The 18,645-nt window shown below is 59.8% G+C and carries 10 protein-coding genes; 4 read left to right on the plus strand and 6 right to left on the minus strand.

The annotated features are described in order from the left end of the window. Positions 1-56: 56 nt before the first annotated feature. The 6 genes from ASE39_RS07310 to ASE39_RS07335 form a co-directional block, all read right to left on the minus strand. A complete protein-coding gene (locus tag ASE39_RS07310) occupies positions 57-800 on the minus strand; it encodes a SprT family zinc-dependent metalloprotease (protein WP_057270687.1) in 744 nt (247 codons plus the stop codon). Further along, a complete protein-coding gene (locus tag ASE39_RS07315; protein ID WP_082615354.1) occupies positions 790-3,984 on the minus strand; it encodes a type I restriction endonuclease subunit R in 3,195 nt (1,064 codons plus the stop codon). The genes ASE39_RS07310 and ASE39_RS07315 overlap by 11 nt, the downstream gene beginning before the upstream one ends. Continuing rightward, positions 3,981-4,913: an endonuclease NucS domain-containing protein gene (locus ASE39_RS07320; RefSeq protein ID WP_057270688.1), complete on the minus strand. Its 933-nt coding sequence runs from the start codon at positions 4,911-4,913 to the stop codon at positions 3,981-3,983. Before ASE39_RS07320 ends, ASE39_RS07315 begins: the two co-directional genes overlap by 4 nt. Before the next feature lie 25 nt (positions 4,914-4,938). Next, entirely contained in the window at positions 4,939-5,697 is a 759-nt protein-coding gene (locus ASE39_RS07325; RefSeq protein ID WP_057270689.1) for a hypothetical protein, read from the minus strand. A 72-nt stretch (positions 5,698-5,769) separates the two neighbouring features. Continuing rightward, positions 5,770-6,972, minus strand: coding sequence for a restriction endonuclease subunit S (locus tag ASE39_RS07330; RefSeq protein ID WP_199864251.1), 1,203 nt, complete (start codon positions 6,970-6,972; stop codon positions 5,770-5,772). Between the two features lie 29 nt (positions 6,973-7,001). Further along, positions 7,002-9,431, minus strand: coding sequence for a class I SAM-dependent DNA methyltransferase (locus ASE39_RS07335; RefSeq protein WP_057270691.1), 2,430 nt, complete (start codon positions 9,429-9,431; stop codon positions 7,002-7,004). Between the two features lie 1,004 nt (positions 9,432-10,435). Here ASE39_RS07335 and zorA point away from each other — a divergent pair. The 4 genes from zorA to ASE39_RS07355 are packed head-to-tail and all read left to right on the plus strand — an operon-like array spanning position 10,436 to position 18,597. Continuing rightward, the gene (gene zorA / locus ASE39_RS07340) at positions 10,436-12,613 is read left to right on the plus strand and encodes an anti-phage ZorAB system protein ZorA (protein WP_057270692.1); all 2,178 of its coding nucleotides are present in this window, start codon (positions 10,436-10,438) and stop codon (positions 12,611-12,613) included. A gap of 15 nt (positions 12,614-12,628) precedes the next feature. After that, on the plus strand, positions 12,629-13,396 hold the full coding sequence (locus tag ASE39_RS07345) for a flagellar motor protein MotB (RefSeq protein WP_057270693.1): 768 nt from the start codon (positions 12,629-12,631) through the stop codon (positions 13,394-13,396). Continuing rightward, positions 13,375-15,312 carry an EH signature domain-containing protein gene (locus ASE39_RS07350; RefSeq protein ID WP_057270694.1) on the plus strand — a complete coding sequence of 646 codons (1,938 nt, stop codon included), beginning with the start codon at positions 13,375-13,377 and terminating at the stop codon, positions 15,310-15,312. The genes ASE39_RS07345 and ASE39_RS07350 overlap by 22 nt, the downstream gene beginning before the upstream one ends. Before the next feature lie 3 nt (positions 15,313-15,315). Then, positions 15,316-18,597, plus strand: a complete 3,282-nt coding sequence (locus tag ASE39_RS07355; protein WP_057270695.1) for a DEAD/DEAH box helicase — start codon at positions 15,316-15,318, stop codon at positions 18,595-18,597. Positions 18,598-18,645 lie beyond the last annotated feature (48 nt).

Raw genomic sequence — 18,645 nt, forward strand, 5'->3', positions numbered from 1 at the left:
GCTATCGGCTAAAAGCGGACCAATGAACAAATGCCCAAGAAATTCTGAAAAATTCTTTAGTAAGACCATTGCTCATGCCCCAGCGGCGTCTCATTGAGCAACTGGCGGCGCTGCGGCCAGTCGGGCATGTGCTGGTTCATAAGCGCAGTGAAGCGTTCATTGTGGTGCCGCTCAGTGAGGTGCACCAGCTCATGCACCACGATGTATTCCAGACACTGTACCGGCGTCTTAGCCAGCTCCAGGTTCAACCAGATGCGCCGTGCCTGCACATTGCATGAGCCCCATTTGGTCTTCATCTTTTTGATGCCCCAGCCCGCCACCTGCACGCCCAGCAGGGGCAGCCATTGCGCCAACAAGTCAGCAATAGCCACCCGCAACTCGGCTCGGTACCAAGTCTGCAGGATATTCTGGCGGGCCTCCGCGGTGCTGCCGGGCCGCACGAACAGGTCGATGGATGCAACACCGCGCAACGACACACGGGCTGGGCCGATGTGCTCGTGCACCCGCAGCCGATAGCGGCGGCCCCACACATAGTGGCTTTCGCCATTGACCATTTCACGCTCGGACTGGCGAGGCTGATTGGCGAATTGCGCACGCTGGCGCTTGATCCAGCCGAGTTTGTCGATCACCGCCAGCCGCACGGCCTCGTCACTGATGACCAGCGGCGCGGCCACCCGCACCCGGCCCAGCGGGGGATACACGCCAAGGTGCAGGTTTTTGATGTCCTTGCGAATCACCTCCACCGCAATGCCGCTGACCGCTATGCGTTTCACGGCGACGGGCTGCGCCTCAGTAGTCATGGTGCTGCTGCTTGGCCAGTTCGAGGATGCGATCGGTCTCTTTTTCCAGGTCCAGCGGCGCAGCGGTAGCCGCGCCTAAGTCGGACACCATCATCCCGGAATCTACCGGTATCGCCGTGGCCAGCACATGTCGTATGGCCAGCCGGACCTTTTTCACCTTCATGGAGTTGTCGCGCCAGCCCGCTTGCAGGCTCGCCTTGATGGCTGCATCAACGGCCACGGCCAGATCGGGCAGCTTGCTGTGCAAGTTGTTGTACAGCGCGCGCAATGCCGGCGTGTGGATGGCCGACGGGTAACCTGGCCCGTCGCCACCCGGAACGGTGCACTGTTGCGCCAACGTGGCCACCTTCTGCAAGTACTCCATGTAGCTCACCGCGCCTTTGCGCCGCTGCTCGATCAAGGCATCAAGCAACTTGGACATCTTGTCGTAGTACGCCGGGTCCACCGGCGACTCGTTGATGATCAACTTGCGCACGTTGTTCTCAATCGTCTCTGCCACCGCTTCTTCGCTCTTTTGGATGCCACTGGGCAAGGCGTCTACCGCATCTGGCCCGCGCTCCACAATCAACTGGATCAACGTCAGGTCGTCAAACGACGAAATCTTTTCGCTGTCGTCGGCGCGAATGTAGGTGTCGATCAGGTGCCGCATGGCGGGCTCATATGCTTTGAGGTCGATGTAGTCGCCGCTGGACAGCTTCACCTCATCGCGCACCTTGGCGTAGTGGTCCACCTCGGCCTTGATGGTGGCGATTTCTTTCTCGCTGTACCCGGCCTCTGTCAGTTCGCTGGCAATGGCTGCGTAGGCTCGCAGCAGGCTGGCGGTAAGCTTGTAGAGCTTGAGCCGCTTAGGTTCGTTCTCTTTCAGTTGCTCCGCGTTGCCGGATTCCTTGGCGCAGAAATAGCTCAGGTATGCCACTGTGCCGCGGGCTGGATCTACCGGCTCGCACAGCGCCTTCACTGCCTCCCGCGCATCCTCCAGGTTCTCGCGCGCCTTGTCCACACGGTCTTCCAGCAGGCCCTTCACATCCTCCGCGTCATAGCCATCCAGCGCACCGCTGGTGTAGTCCTGCACGGCGCCTTCCAGCCGCTTGAACAGGTCTTTGTAGTCCACTACATAGCCGTATTCTTTGGAATCACCATCCAGCCGGTTCACCCGGCAAATGGCCTGGAACAAGCCGTGGTCCTGCATCTTCTTGTCGATGTAGAGGTAGGTGGCCGATGGCGCATCAAAACCGGTCAGCAGCTTGTCCACCACGATCAGCAGCTTCATCTGGCCTGGCTCGTCGATGAATTTCTTCTTCACTGCCAGCTCAAACTTGTCGGCCTTTGTCTGCGCCACCTCGGCAGGCTCGCCAAACCAGTCGGCCAGCATCTGCCGGTACACGCCATACTTGAACAGATTGTCGGTATCGCCCGCGCCCGTAGTCTCGCCTTTGGAGTCCGCCACATGGGGCGCGTAGCTGCTCACGATGGCGCACTTGCCCTTGAGCTCGGTCTTGCTGAACAGCTCGTAGTATTTGCAGGCTTCGTAAATGCTGCCCGCCACCAGCATGGCGTTGCCATGGCCATCCATCAGGCGTGGCTTGGTGGCCATGTCCAGCAAAATGTCGGACACGATCTGCTCCAGCCGCGACTGGCTGGACAGCACCCGCTGCATGGTGCCCCACTTCTGCTTGAGCTGCGCCTTGGCCAGGTCGTTCAAGCCGCTGGTCTTGGCGTCAAACCAGTCGTCAATCTTCTTTTGCGAGGTGATGGACTGGTCAATGTCGCGCGCCTCGTAGCGCAGATCCAGCACCACGCCTTCGCGCACCGCCTGGTCAAACTTGTAGGTGTGAATGTAGCGGCCAAACACCTCAATGCTCTTTTGTTTGTCGGCCTTGAGCAGCGGCGTGCCGGTGAAGCCGATGAACACCGCATTGGGCAGCAGCGCCTTCATCGCCTCGTGCAGGTCACCGCTTTGGGTACGGTGGCATTCGTCCACAAAGACATGGATGTCGCCCTTGGCCTGAAAGTCCTTCGGCAGGTGGCGAAGCGATGCAAGAAAGGCCTTGGTGGCCTCCTTGCTGGCAGCGTCGCCCTCGTCGTCGTCGCCGCTCTTGCCACCAAACTTGTGCACCAGAGTGCACAGCAATGTTTCTTCGGTGTCATTCAATTTGGCGATCAGGTCCGCGCCACTCTTGGTGCGGCAGATGATTTCGCTGACGCCCTTGAAGACTTTTTCGATCTGCTCGTCCAGCTCGGTGCGGTCGGTGATGATCAGCACCCGCGCACCCGTGCGGTTGGCCAGAATCCACTTGGCCAGCCACACCATGGTCAGGCTCTTGCCGCTGCCCTGGGTGTGCCAAATGATGCCGCCCTCGCGCCGGGCAATGAACGCTTGCGCCTCTTTCACGCCAAAGTACTGGTTCTGGCGGCAGAGTTTTTTGGTGCCTGCATCAAACACCACAAAGTCGTGCACCAGCTCCAGCAGCCGCGCCTTGCTGCAAACCTGCAACAGGTGCCGATCCAGCGCGTTGGGCTCGGCGGCAAAGTCGCCGCCCTCTTCCACCCATTTCAGGTAGTACTTCTCGGGAGTCTCGACGGTGCCGTAGCGCAGGCCTTCGGTGTCGTTGCCTGCCATCACCCACTGCAGAGTGGAGAAAAACGGCTGGATGAACTCTTTCTTCTGGTTGTCCAGGTTCTGGCGGATGCCCTCGGACACTGAAACGGTAGAGCGCTTGAGCTCCAGCACACTGAGGGCGATGCCGTTCACATAGAGCACGATGTCGGGCCGCTTGGTGGCAGCCTTGGCGTCTGCGCCTTTCACCGTGACCTCTTCGGCAAAGGCAAAGTCGTTCGCATCCACCTGCTGCCAGTCGATCAACCAGACGGTGACCGTGTTCTCGCCCACCTCGGGCTTGAGCTTAATGCCGTAGCGCAGCAGGCGATACACCTCACGGTTGCGGTCGTACAAGGTTTGGCTGGTATCACCAGCCACCTTTTGCAGCTCGAAGATGGCGCGGCTGGCCAATGCAGGGGCTACCCCCTGGTCCGCAAGCCAGGCAGCGAGGCGCTCCGGTTCGATGTTTGCATTGCCAGCGCGGTCTATCCAGTTGCCCAGGTAGGTGTAGTGCAGACGGTCCCGCAACAGCGCGACGATGCGTGCCTGGGTTTGTTTTTCGATCTGGCCGACGGTGCTGCTCAAGGGGCGCCCTTCAACAGCTTGAACGTCATCTGATACCGATAAAAGTCAATCATCGGCGTCATCGCCAGTGCCCGGCGTATTCGAATGTCATCCTCTAAAGCAATGACCACACCGCGTACAGCCTGAGCCGGCTCGGCCAACTCTTCCTTCACAAAACCCATATAGCGCAATACCTGGCCAACCACCACATCGCTGGCGCGGCCGCGCTTGAGCTCCACCACCAGCAGTTCACTTTTGTCTTTTTTAATGGCCAGCACATCCATCGGGCCGGTGTCCGTGGGGTACTGCTGGCCTACCAGTTCGCCGTCTTCCGCAAAGATGTCGTAGTCCTTGCCCAGGTCTGTCTGCGCCCAGTTCTTCACCAGAAAATCTTCGAGGTGCTTTTCCATGGCAAATGCCACAGGGTCATCGACCGTTGGCTCGGCCGATGGGCTGGAGGGCGCTACTGTCACGCCAATCAACCGCTCAATCTCCGCAGCGTATTTGGTGACGGTGCTCACGGTGCCGATGGAACCAGTGGAATTGCGCAGCGCCTCGCTCATGTCTGCACGCTGAATGGTCTGTGACAACCACCTCACCGGGCGACGGTGAGGAAATGGCTCTCCGTCCACATAGAAATAATCGCCACTGACCTCCCCCACAAAGTAGGTGCCTGTGCCGTCGGGCGAGATCACCAAGTCACCCTTGGCAATGCCTTTGGCTATTGTCCAAAGCGCACCGCACGCCAGGCCTGCCCCAATCTTTGTCTTGCCCGGATGCCTGGCCATGAAGATGGGAACGAACTTCATGTTGAACGCACGCCAGTCGTCACCCAGATCTGCATTCAGATTCTGCGGAATCTCAAAGTTTGCACCGATGTACCCCCCGGCATGTGCGGTGGATGCATAAGCACCACCCCGACCCTGCATCACACGGTAATAGTTCTTCATTGATGTGTACCCCTCCTATCCCCAACTATGCCAGCGAATCCCTCGTCACCCAAATCCACCCCTCGCTGGGCGGCACACTGGCATACGGCGCTGCCAAGGCCTCCCGCCGCTGATCAAACAGGTATGCCACCAGCGCACAGGTCAACGCGTCGGTCTGGTCCGGATGGTCCAGCGCGGGGAAGCCCTGGAGCAGATTTGCCATGATGTGAGACGTCCTGCAGGCTGATGGGTAGGCTTCTAGGGCCACCAGATGGCGGATATCTGTCCAGACCCCGCAGCTTGTGCGATGCGGCGCAAACTTGGCCAGGGCGTGCATCCCCTTGGTGGCCTGGCTGCCGATCATGTCTTTGACGGCAGACAGAGGTTTCAGGCCATGCGCAAACAGAAACCGCTCGGTGTGGCGAAACAGGTAGGGGTTGGTGCTGGACTGGTCGATGGGCTCCACGCACGGCAAGCCCGTGACCAGCTCCACCAACGCCTGTGGGAAACCCAGCGGTGTGTCGATGGCCTGGGTGATGCGAGGGGCCGGGGGCTGCGCGGCCTCAGCCCCCAATGCCAGCCCGCTGGAGCAGCCACACAGAGCAAACAAGGCGTCGATGAAAACATCCGTCCGATTGACGGCGTTGAGGGTGGTGCGCAGATTGCCGCGCCATGGCTTGCCAACGATCTGCAAAGCAGCGTCGAGGACGACGATGGCATCGCGGCTCTTGCCGTTCTTGTCGCAGTTCCATCCCCCCACATCCCAGCCGATGTAGAACGAAGTTTCCAGGTGGGGCTGGGTCATTGGGCGCTTTAAACGCTATGGTTTTGGTAGCTGTTTGCGCAATTTTACGGGGCCTAGAGGCCAATTTGACCATTAATTAGCCCCGACCAGCCGGATGCGGCCGGTCAGCAGCGCCTGCATCATGCCCTGCTTGAGCGCGCGGGTTTTGTCGCGGCGGACCTCCAGGGCGGCGAGTTCAGCGTCCATGTCCGAGAGGACGGTGGCGATAGCTGTTTGCTCAGCTAGTCCCGGGGCCAGAAATTCAAATCCAACAAAGTCCTTTTGATACAGGTGCGTGATCGTCGAACCTGCTGTAATTTTGGAAATGAAATCATCAAATATCTGCGACCGAAGGACACAGAAGAAAAACGCCGGGAAGAATGATTCTTGCAACGGCCGAATAACAAAGATGCCACTATTCAAAGTGGCGGGACCAGGTAGACCTTGGACAAATCCTACTTTGCCAATTGTTCCGTCCTTGGTGACAAGCACATCACCGTTTTGAAGTTGAATGTTTCGATCTTGGCTGTATCGCCACTTATCTACAAAGTGACAGCCCCCCCAACTTACACGACCACCGACGAAGTCCGTACCAGTGACCAAGTAGTAGGTTCCACTTGCCAAATACTCTTCGGTTGTGAGAGCCTGCCAACCAATTCGCGCTTTAAGGGACGCATTTTTTGCAATGCTGATAGTGGACCACGCCCCACTAAACCCCGGCAGCCGGGTCTGGCCGGTGAGGAGTTGCTGCGTGGCGGCCTGTTTGAGGTCGCGCTTCTTGGCGATGAGCTGGTCGAGCTTGGCGAGCAGCGCATCAACATCCGAGAGGGCGGTAGCTATAGCGCGTTGTTCAGCGACAAGAGGAACAGGTATGTAGATGTCTGACCGAAGGTTGTCGTTGTACAACCTCGCAACCGTCCCCCCGTGTGAGACAGACCATTTGGTGACTTGGTAAGCATGCCAAAGAAAAGCGTTCGTGACAGTCGACTCGTCATTGTCAATCCAAACAATGTTGCTGTCTTGAAAGTAGGCTGGATCACCGTCGTAGATTACTGTTCTTCCAATTGTTCCCGCTGCCGAAATTAAGACATCTCCTTTTCTCGGAAATGAGTACTTCCGCCGGAATTCGTCAAAGAGAGCTTGAGGTATGAATGCATCCGCGACTCCACCGAACGTCCCTATCTTGTAGAACGGCACCTCACCATGGTCGCGCGTCTGATGTTTAAGCACTCGCTTGCACATCAGAACGTTGCCGACTTCGCCAAGCGGTCTCACCCCCCATTCCACTGGAATCACCCCTACCTCAGTCTGCTTGTACCCTGGCCTCACTTCCATACGAACCCCATCGCTTTCAGGTGTTCGTCCACCCGGCCCGCCAGCACCTCCACCTCATCGCTCAACGCAGGCAGCGACATAGCGTAGCGTTGCGCCAACTGCCGGATACGGTCGGCTAGCACCTGGCTGACGCGATCCAACTCACTCTGTACGCTGGCGGCAAGCGTGGCCAGCCATTTGTCTTGCACCACCAGGGCCTGTATGTCGGCCTCGGTCAGTTCCGCGTACTGGGCCGCCACTTTGGCGTCCAGCGCCTTCTGGGCGTCTTTGGCCTTTTTGCTGGCGGCAGCCTCTTGCTCCAGCAGGGCTGCGTAGGCTTTTAGGACTTTGATTTCGTCTTGGGCATCAGCAATCTCCGCGCGCACGGTGAGGGCTAACAGGGCCTTGAGGCGGTCTTTCACGCTCTTGGCGGTGAGCTTGCCTTTGTCGGTTTTCCCCTCTTCCAGCAAACCGCCTTCGCCGCCATGTTCTTCATCCTGCTCTTCAATCTGGCTGGTTATGGCGTCGCGCTTGGCCACCAGCGCCTCCACGGCCTGTTGTTCGGCGGCAAAGTAGCGGGCCACCACCAGGGCGGTGGGAATCAGGTCCACATTGGGCTTGCCATCTTGCACGGCCAGCCAGCCGTCGGTCGCAATCATCCACACATCGTCTTGCATAGACTCGGCCCAGTAGTCCATGAGGTGCTGGTACACGTCGTAGGCGTCAATCAGCGGCGCGGCGCTAAACGCTTGCAGCAAGCTCTCGGACAGGGTTTCAATCAGCGCCTTGGGCCGGTCGCCCACCTGAATGCCGATGAGCAGCGGCGTGTTGGCGGCCTTCCAGGTGGCAAAGCGCTCGGTCACCGTCTGGTTGAAGGTAGCGAACTCGGTGTGACCAAAGATGGTGGCTTTGATCTGGCTGGGCTCTACCGTGAGCTGGCAGTGGGCGCCGCAACGCTCGGGGTCTGCCACCGGCGCAAACAGCGCCTGGCGCACGGCAGGCAGCACCTGCCAGTAGCGCTGCAGGCCATCAATGTCCACGAGGGGTATGCCGCCCTTGAGGTGGGCCTCAATGTCTTGCAAGTCCTCGGGCTCGGTGCTGTCGATGTAGCGCGGCAGGTTGAGGTTGTAGTCGTTGGCGGCAATCTCGGCCAGTGGCACCAGGCGGGCGTAATTGGGGTCTCCGCCGTCTTGCCGCGTGAAGGTGTCCACGATGCGGTGCATGTCTTGGGCGCGCAGGCGGTTTTTGTTGCCGTCTTTGATAAAACCCTTGCTGGCATCCACCATGAAGATGCCACCGCCCTCCATGGTGCGGCCCGCAGCGCCTTCCTTGTCCAGCACGATGATGCAGGCCGTAATGCCGGTGCCATAGAACAGGTTGGCCGGCAGGCCGATGATGCCTTTGATAAAACCCCGCTTCACGATGTTGGCGCGAATGCTGCCCTCAGCCCCACCGCGAAACAGCACGCCGTGCGGGAGAATGACCGCTCCCTTGCCGGTGCTTTTGAGGGTTCTGAGGATGTGCAGCAGAAAGGCGAAGTCGCCATTCTTGGCGGGTGGCACACCGTACTCAAAGCGGCTGAACAGGTCGTTCAGCGGATCGAAGCCGTTGCTCCAGGCCTTGGTGCTGAACGGCGGGTTGGCCACCACGTAATCGAAGGTTTGTAGTGCACCCATGTACAAAAAGTGCGGGTGGGCCAGTGTGTTGTCACGCCAGATCTCGGCTGTAGGACAGTCGTGCAGCACCATGTTCATGCGGCTAAGCGCAGCGGTGGCGTTGTCCATTTCCTGGCCGTACAGGGCCAGGTCGAGGCCGGTGCGGCTCTTGGCTTCGTCGTGCGCCTTGAGCAAGAGCGAGCCCGACCCGCAGGTGGGGTCAAAAATACTTTGTTTTCCACTGGTGGCGCGGCCCAGCTCGATCACCTGCGCCATCACGCGCGAGACTTCGGCCGGGGTATAGAACTGGCCCTTGCTCTTGCCACTCTCGGTAGCGAAGTGGCGCATGAGGTATTCATAGGCATCGCCCAGCAGGTCGTCGCCCTCGGCGCGGTTGCGGCCAAAGTCCAGCCCCTCAAAAATGCCGACCAGCTTGGTGAGCCGGTCGACCATCTCCTTGCCTTTGCCCAGCTTTTCTTCGTCGTTGAAGTCGGCCACGTTGATGGCACCCTTGAGGGTGTCGTTGGCATCGGCCAGGCGGCCCACCAGCTTGTTGATCTTGTCGCCGATCTCTTTGTCGTTCTTTAGCGCCACCATGTCGGCAAAGCTGCCGCCAGCGGGCACCTCGATCAGCGCATTGGGGTTGCCTGCGTACTTGTCAGACACGTATTTGACGAACAGCAGCACCAGTACATAGTCCTTGTACTGGCTGGCGTCCATGCCGCCGCGCAGCTCGTCACAGGATTTCCAGAGGGATGAATAGAGTTCGGATTTCTTGAGGGCCATGCGGGGGTCTTGCTATCTATTTTGGCAAACGTGTAACCGTTGAATGTACTGCGCCACGCCGCACATTTATCGCCACAAATTTCACAATACGGAAATCCGAGGGCGGCTGGCAGTGTCTCAACTGAAGCTTTGACGCATGTATGCGGAGGCCGCCTAACGCAAAGCTGTGGCAGCAGCGTTTTGACTGCCTGCTTCTGATAGCAGCAGTCGCGTAACGACTGCGGATCAAGCGAAAGCAGCCAGTCTGAAGCGGGTACGCCGGAGCTCTTTTCTGCAGCGATGGCTGACTTGAAAGTCACGCACTGCACTCACGCCCTCGGCCAGTTTGCGGTCTATATCCCAAACCACCTGGGGCCAAAAGAATGACCGGGTTTTGAAAGGACTGCGGACATCGTCGCAACGCATGCTCAGTTGGCACCACTTTGTCCCGATCGCGCACGATGTATGTCTTTCTCGTAAGACGGGCACTTCAGCGAATGATCGCTCTTGGACTGAACGAAGTCATGACTACACCAGCGCCGTTTCCTATTTTTAATGCACTGTTTTAACCATGCCAGGACTTGTGTTCTTGAGCCAATATGTAGACCTTATTGAGCTTCACCAAACTTTGGGATACGTATTGAATCAAGTGCCGTAGAACGTGTTGCAAAATATTGCAATTTGCATGAGACGATCACGAACGACCTCGCAACTTGGGGATTGCATGTTTGGCCAATCGACAGATTCAGGAGATTTCAATTTTTGGGGCTGCGCGACCCGCCGGTTGGGCAGCGGTGCCAAGCAGAACGCCTGAGAACTGTCATATTGGCCAAAGCCTTCTGCGCCGAATTGGTGCCGCAGGACCTTGACGACGGGCTCGCCGCTACGCTCCTGGAGTACATCCGCACGGAAAGCAACACCGCAACAGACCCACTTGGTACCTCAACCCGCAGCTGTCCCGGCAAGCGTCTGGCCTAAACGCCGCGCTGCGTCCTCACAACTTCCGCTTTTCGCTTCCGATACTCATGACGCCTGAGACCTCTGCCCTGATCTCGTCCGCCCTGCACTGGGGCGTCGGCGCCCTACTCGCCATCGCCGTCGCGTTCTTCTTAATCCAGTTCCTGCGGCCCGGGTGGCGTGTGGGCCGCGAGCTACGAGACGCGCGCCTGCGGCTGGAGCAGTTGAAGGCCACCGGCCCGGTGCTTGACCTGGACCGGGTGCGCGATGACGCTATGGTCAGCGAGGCATTGCGCCACTGCTGGGACGAATACCGCGACACTCTGCATGGTCAGAAGCAGGCCAACGGTATGGGGGTGATGGAGGTGAGGCGCTGGCGCGCCACCAGCATGGCCAACGCTTTCTTCACAGACCAAGGTCTGATCGAGGCGCCGCTGCGCACCGAGTTTTACAAGCACCTGCCCGGCATCCTGACTGGGCTGGGCATCATCGGTACCTTCTCGGGCCTCATCGTGGGTCTGCAGGGCTTCAAGGTGTCGGACGACGCCAGCGTCGTGCGCGGCAGCCTAGAGACGCTGATCGTGAGCGTGGGCGGTGCGTTCATGGTGTCGGGGATTGCCATCGCCTTGGCTATGGCGGTCACTACGATCGAGAAATCGATCATCAATGGCCGCTACACGGAACTGGAGCGTCTGTGCAGCCTGATCGACAGCCTTTTCGACACGGGCGCGGGCGAGGAATACCTGCAGCGCCTGGTGGAGGCGTCCGAAACCTCGGCCACGCAGGCAATGCAGATGAAAGAGTCGCTGGTCACCGATCTCAAGCAGGTGCTGTCGGAACTGACACAGCAGCAGATCGCGACCATGACATCAACCAGCCAGGCGCTGGGGCATTCGATCACCACCAGCCTGACCGAGGGGCTAGCCGACCCGCTAACGCGCATCTCCCACGCAGTGCAGCAGGTGGGCAATAGCCAGGGCGAAGCGGTAAACAAGCTGCTGACTGATGTGCTTGGTAACTTCACCGAGCAGATGCACAGCATGTTTGGCTCGCAGATGCGAGGAATGAGCGAGATGCTTGTGCAGACGGCCAGCACTATTCAGAATGCGTCGCAGCGCTTCGACCAGTTGGCCGGGCAGATTCAGCAGGCCGGCGCCGGTGCGGCCGACGCCATGGCCCGGCGCATGGAGGACACCCTGCAGCAGATGCAGGCCCGCCAGACCGAAGCGAACGATCAGATGCGCTTGTTCATCGACCAGCTCAAGGACAGTGTCGCCAAGGGGCAGAGCGAGTCGGCCGAGCTGACCATGGGCATGATGCGCGAGCTCAGTGAGAGCACAAGCGCGCTGGTGCTGGGCCTTCGCAACCAGGCGCACGCGGCCGAGCAGGCGCACAGCCAGCAACAGGCTGCGACCAGTGAGCGCCTTAACAGCTTCCTCGACCAGATGCAGGCGTCTGCGGCCCGAAACCAATCCGAGTCGGCTGAAGCGACACAGCGCATGTTGGGACAGTTAGGTGATTCCGCCAGTGGCATGGTGCAGGCCCTGCAGGCACAGACCCAAAAAGCGCAGGAAGAGCATGCGAACCGTGAGTCAGAACTGACCGCCAAGTCTAGCGAGCTGATGGAGCAGCAGTCCGCACAGATTGCCCGTCTGGCCGACGCGGTGCAGCAGGCCAGCGTGTCTATGCAGAGTACGGTGGAGCGTCTGCAGACACGGGCGCAGGCTACCATCGACAGCATGAGCCAAGGGGCTGAAAAGCTATATGGCGCGTCATCCCGCCTGGGCGACAATTTGGACCGAATGAAGACCAACAGTGACGGCCTGAATGACATGGCGGACAAGCTGACCGGGTCGGCCACCACTCTTGGTGCCGCGTTGACAGTCACGCAGCAAGTGCTGGGTGATCAACGCCTCGTGCGCGATGCGCTTGCTTCTCTGGTGGGGGACCTGCGCGAAACAGTCGAACTCGCCAAGCGGGAGGCATCAATGTCGTCTGGCCTGGTGGACAGCCTGCAGGCGGCAAGCCAGCGTCTAACCGAAGCGCAGCGCACCACAGAAACCTACCTGCAAGGGGTGACCGACGTGCTGGGGGAAGCCCACGGCGCGTTTGCTCAGCAGATGATGGCCACGATGCGCGAGGGCAACAAGGCATTCCACGAGGAGCTCGCGCACGCCACAGGCCTGTTAAAGGGTGCGATCCAGGACTTGGGCGACGTGCTCGACAACCTGCCATCGGCAGCCTGAGAGAGGCAATAGACCATGCTAGGTGGTGTGCGCTTATCAGCGTCCAAACGCGGGCGCGAAGAAGGTGAAAAACCCTTCTGGATTTCCTTTTCAGACCTGATGTCCGCGCTGATGGTGCTTTTCCTGGTGGCCATGAGCGTGGCACTGCTGGCGGTGACCAAAAAGGTGTCACAAGAGGAGCAGGAAGACCGTGAACGTAAAGAGGCGATCGCCCACCTGATGCAGCAGGTGAGCAAGGTCGTTTCTCAGAAAGAGTTCGAGGGTGTGCGTGTGATCGGGAACACTATCGACTTCGGGCCACGCGGGCGATTTGAGCGTGAAGGCCAGAACACTCTGTCCGTTCCGCAGCGGGCACTGGTGCGTCAGTTCACGCCCAAGCTGCTGTCGGAACTGCGTGATTCGGATGCCGGCAAGCACTGGTTCAAGCGCGCTGTGGTGGAAGGTTACGCGAGCCAGACCGGCAAATACCTGTTCAACCTCAACCTGAGCCTGGAGCGCAGCGAGCGCGTGATCTGCGAGCTGCTTCGTGCACCAGAGGCAGGCGAGACCGCCATGTCCGACGAAGACCGGAAGCTGATCGCAACCAAGTTCTTTGTGGGCGGTGCATCGTTCAACTCTTTGCGGGCGACGGCCGATGACAGCCGACGCATCGAGTTCAAGCTGGAGTTTAAAACGCGGCAGGAACGCCGCGATGAGCTGGAGAGCCCGCCCCCCCCTGTCGATGAGGCTGCCCTCGCCCAGGCCCTGGACCCTAACGAACGATGCCCCATCTTCAGCCGCTAAACGCCCTGGATCATCTGCGCGACCGTCTGCGCAGCGAGCTCGACGTTCATCGCGCGGTCCACGCGATCGAGTGGGGCAACCCGCGCGTGATGACGGAGACACTCAAACGCATCAGGCACGACCTTGGCGGCGAGGGCAACGACCAACCGGCTGCGGACCAACTGCAGGCTGCGCTGCTGCGTTTCGCGAGAAGCCGCCAGGTGGCTTCGTTTACCGAGCTCAAATACGTGTGCTATGGCTCCACTGTGCCGGTGGGACACGACCTTTGGCGGATGATCGACCGGCGGCCTCTGTTCGAGGCCATGCTGGAGCTGGTTAATCAGCGCACCCAGCAACCCAAGCAGTTTCGTCGCTGCTATCAAGGCCTGCTATCAGGCTATTTCGGCTTCGAGCGCAATCTGGAAAAGCCGGGAGAGGCCGACGAGCGCTGGATCGGACTGCGCAACTACCTTGCTGATCAGCTGGCCCCATTGCAGTCGACCTCTTCAAAACGTGGGACTGTGCCCGAGTGGCTGAACACCCTGAGCGAGCATCGAAATCTGCTCACTTCGGATCCCTGCAGCCGCTACGCTGATGCGCTAGCGCGAGATGACTATACCGAGCTGCGCAGGGTGTGCACCGGACTAGGTATTTCCAGCAACTCCTGGGTCTGGGAAGAGGCGCTCATGGCCTACGTGAAGCGTGTGTGTCAATGCGATGACGCCGAATTCAAAAAGCGCATGCGATCGGTGCTAGATCTAGTTCATGGCAAGACTTCGCTGACACTGCCACCAATCCTGGCCGTGAGAGCCGTTGCGCTGGTGGTGGCGCGCTACGCGCAATGCACGGATCACCCTGAGCACCCAGCGCTGCGTGACACTTGTGTGGAGTGGATCGGCAACCCATGGCTGAAGCGAACAGCCTGGGATGCGGCCGTGAACCATGAGCCTGCCCGCCTGATGGTCAACAGCTGGCTTAAGCAGCGTCTGATCAAAGACTTCTTCGGGCTTCTGGCAGCGGATGGCGCAGCCGATTTTCGGCGTCTGGAATACTGGCTAAAGTGGGAGCCCCAGATCTCAGATATGTGGTTTGTGCTGGGTAGCGATGCCCAAGGCAACAGGACCCCTGAGTTTCTGGACCTGCGAAAACGCATGTCTGGCCGAGACCGGAAACTTGTGGACAGCAACCACCTGAATAATGCCTTCGTGATGCGGATCGGACAGCTCTTGGTGATTGAGTTCGGTGTGACGGGCAACGCGTGTTATGTGTTTGCCACTTCGGATTTTCAGACGAGTCTGGACAACGCGGTTCTGAATTTGCATCAGCTCAAGCAGAAGGCCTACGCCAAGCGACTTTCTCACACGGCCCAATGGGAATTCAAATTCGACTACGAACTCAAAAAACTGCTTCAGTCCGTGCCTATGAGCAAAGGCGAGCTCAAAGAGTTCAACCCTATAAGCAACACTCCCGATGCAGTCGGGCATTGGCGTGCCCAATCGACACCAGTGACAGCGCCCAAGCCAGTCGCGCCTGTCACTTCTCACCAGCGAAACTCACTGCTCCCACCTGCCGTCAAGACGGCTGACTACACGGGCTTCGATTCGAAGCCCGCGTGGCCAACCCCTCCCCCACGAGCACAGCAAGCGGGCATTCGCGCGTCAGCGAACGGTGCCCAGAACACCGACAGCGCTAGGCAAAAGCCATCGGTAACGCAGCTCGCAGGGCAAAAGAAACGTCTGACGGATGTCGAGTTCTCGCAACTCCAGGGCTTGTTCATGAAGCATGGCGTCGAATGGGAGGACAACCGTCACAAGGGGGGTGCCTTGTGGGCGCTGATACCTGACAAGAACCAGAAGCCAAGTGTCGCTATGGTTCTTGAGCTCTTTCGGTTTCGCTTTACTGAAGGCAAAGGCTACTGGCTCAAGGACGAGGATTGATGAATGTTTGACGCGCTGTTCGCAAAGAAACCAGCCCCACCCCAAACCCGCAAAGGTCCTGCCGTCGCTTTCGATTCCGTCGGCGTTCGCTACGCGTCGCCGGCACCTACTACCTGCGAATGGCTGGCACTGCCCTTTTCTTATGCCGAAGCGGCCGACCTGGGTGCCAGGTTGGCGCAGATCTTCATGGAAGGCTTCGGCGACCGACTGGAAACCGAGTTCCTGCTGCCATGGAAGGACGTGTATGCGCTGCTGCGACATCCCGAGTTGAGCGCTTACCGCGAAGCCTTGCTGATCCCGCCAGATACGGCGGCTCGCCCTCGGTTGGTGAGCAAGGGGGCTCTGATGGACCCCGACTTTGCCGTTTTGTTGGACGAATGGGTGGACGGTCAGGGCAGACGTTTGCAACCGGTGCCGCAGCTGGTGGGGCGCGTGCTGCAGGCACCCAGCGGTGCAGCGCTGTTGTCCGAGCCTTTGCACCAACTACTGGAGGAGTTGACCCGCTTCCACGGGACACCGCCGGAGGAACGCAGCCAGTCTTTCAAGGAGCAGGCCTTTGGGCGCATGCGCAAACTGGCCACGTCTACCGGTTGTCCGGTGTCGGACTATGTCGCCCGCACCATCGTACTCACGCCGGACCGGCTGCGACTGGCGATGGAGCGTCGCGGTGAGGACGATGGCAAGGTGGTGGAGGTCATCCCAGGTTTTGACGAGGCGCCTGCGCATTGGCTGAACCAGTTCGACCGTTTGCCATTGCAGGACAGCTACGACGTGCCCGACGGACCCTCGCTGGTTCGGGTTGTGGTGACTCCTGAAGTGAAAGCGGTGCTTGCGGAGATCAAGCGCATGCCGGGTCGCAGAGCCACTGGCCCCCGAGCCGAGGCGTTCGTCCGCAACCCTTTCGCAGTGCTGGGTGAATCGGCGGAGCAGGTCATCGATCCTGCACAGTTCGAGAAGGCCCGCGAAGAAGCGGGCATCCGGTTCGAGCAGTTCACGCCGCATGTCGAACGAGGCGAGTTCGGTGAGGTTCACCGGGTCGGTCTCATGGTCGAAGAGCTCGGCAATGAGAGCCAGGCCTCTGAAGTGCTGTGGTTCGCCAACTCTGATGATTTGCAGCGGTTTACCGGCAAGCTAGGTCGAGCGTTCACCGATGGCTCGCAATGCGTGACCTGGCAACGGCGTGAGCTGGAGATCGTGGGTGACACCGAGCGCCACTTGGTCGATCTAGAGCAATGGGGCCGCGAATGGGCCAGCCCACAGCTCTGGACCGCAGCCGAGGTGCTGGACCTGAGCCACTACTCGGACCGCGTCGCAGAGATCGGCGTCGAGAAGCCTTTTGTGACCCCGGTCATAGCCCGAAACGATCAGGGCAGCGGCTGGTTTGAAGGGAATGTCAGCGTCGGCGTGCGCGTGGAAGACCCCGCCGGCGGAAGCCCGACCTACGTGCCTTTAGCCTTCAACGACGTGCCGACGCTGCAGCAGGCGGTCAAGGCCGCCGAGCAGGCCGGTCAGTCTTCGGTCAATCTGCCAGGCTTACGCACGGCGGTGCCAATCGTTGATGCCCGACGCGCGGTTGACGCCCTGGCCAAGGCACAACAGCAGTTGCGTGATCACAGCTTTCAGCCGCCGGGTGATCGCCCCGCAGCCGAGCCCAAGAAGCGCCTGGTCATTAAACGCAACCTTGAAGACGTTGACTACACCGAGGCGCGCGCAGAGTCCCTGCAGATGCCCTCGGACCGAGAGCCGTTGCTACCGCAGACCCTGCGCCCTGAGATCGAACTCAAACCGCACCAGCGGGTCGGCGTGGCATGGCTGCAGCATCTGTGGGAGGCATCACCGGAACACTGTCGTGGCACGGTGCTGGCCGATGACATGGGACTGGGTAAGACACTTCAATTGCTCACCTTCATCACCAGTTGTTTCGAGACCGATCCGACGCTACCGCCAGCTCTGGTGGTGGCGCCTGTTGCACTGCTGGAGAACTGGCGCAACGAGCTGGATAGGTTCTTCCAGCCAGGCACCCTGCCACTGCTGATGTTGTATGGCAGCACGCTCAAATCGATGCGTGTGGGCAGGCACGAACTCGATGCTGATCTCAAGGCACAAGGCGTCACCCGGCTGTTGAAGAAGGGCTGGGTTGGCGATGCACGCCTGGTGCTCACCACCTACGAAACAATGCGCGACCTGGAATTTGCGCTGGCAAGCCAACCGTGGTCGGTCATGGTCTGCGACGAAGCCCAGAAGATCAAGACGCCTGCGGCGTTGGTGACAAGGTCGGCCAAGAAGCAGAAGGTGCGCTTTCGCATCGCCTGCACGGGAACTCCGGTGGAGAACACGCTGGCCGATCTCTGGTGCCTGTTCGACTTCGTTCAGCCCGGCATGTTGGGCGCGCTAAGCCATTTTTCCCGCACCTATCGCCAGCCGATCGAGGCCAAGACGCCCGAGCAGATAGCAAAGGTGGAGGAGTTGCGCGCCGTGATCCAGCCGCAGATCCTGCACCGGCGCAAGACGGAAGTCGCCACGGAGTTGCCCACCCCGGTCGAGGACAAACTCTGCAAGCTACTCCCGATGTCTCCCTTCCAGCAAGGTCTGTATGAGGGTGCGCTCAAGACTCTGAAGGAACAGCGGGTCAGCAATCCGTCGGCTCAGTTGCAGGCGTTGCAGGCGATTCGCAAGATCTGTTCGGACCCGCACGGTTATGCCGTGCCGGACAGCCACAAAGCGCCGATCGACAAGATCGTGAACGAGTCACCGAAGATGGGGTGGCTGGTGGACCGGCTCAAGGCACTGGCCGCCGATGGCGCCGGCAATCACAAGGTGATCATCTTCTGTGAGTTCCGGGAGCTGCAGCTGCAGCTGCAACGTGTGATCGCGGCCTTCTTCGGTATCGCTGCCAGCATCGTTAATGGCGACACGTCAGCAGACCCCCGCGCGATGGACAACCGACAGCAGCTGATCGACGCCTTCCAGCGTTCCCCGGGCTTCAACGTGATCATCCTTTCGCCTCTGGCGGTGGGTTTTGGTGTGAACATCCAGGCGGCCAACCATGTCGTCCATTTCACCCGCACATGGAACCCCGCCAAGGAAGATCAGGCCACGGCGCGTGCTTACCGGATCGGCCAGACCCGAACCGTCAATGTCTACTACCCTGGCGTGGTTAGCGACCTGTTCCCAAGCTTCGACGTCAAGCTGGACGCCTTGCTGGGCAGCAAACGCGCGCTGGCCACAGACATCCTCAACGGTTGCAGCGATCTCAAGGCCTCCGACTTCGCCGACTTCGGTTGACCCGGGCCAATGAAAGTGCTCGCTCATAGCGACCGGAAGCTGTCATCA

It is taken from the genome of Acidovorax sp. Root267 (assembly GCF_001429215.1).
GTDB lineage: Bacteria > Pseudomonadota > Gammaproteobacteria > Burkholderiales > Burkholderiaceae_C > Acidovorax > Acidovorax radicis.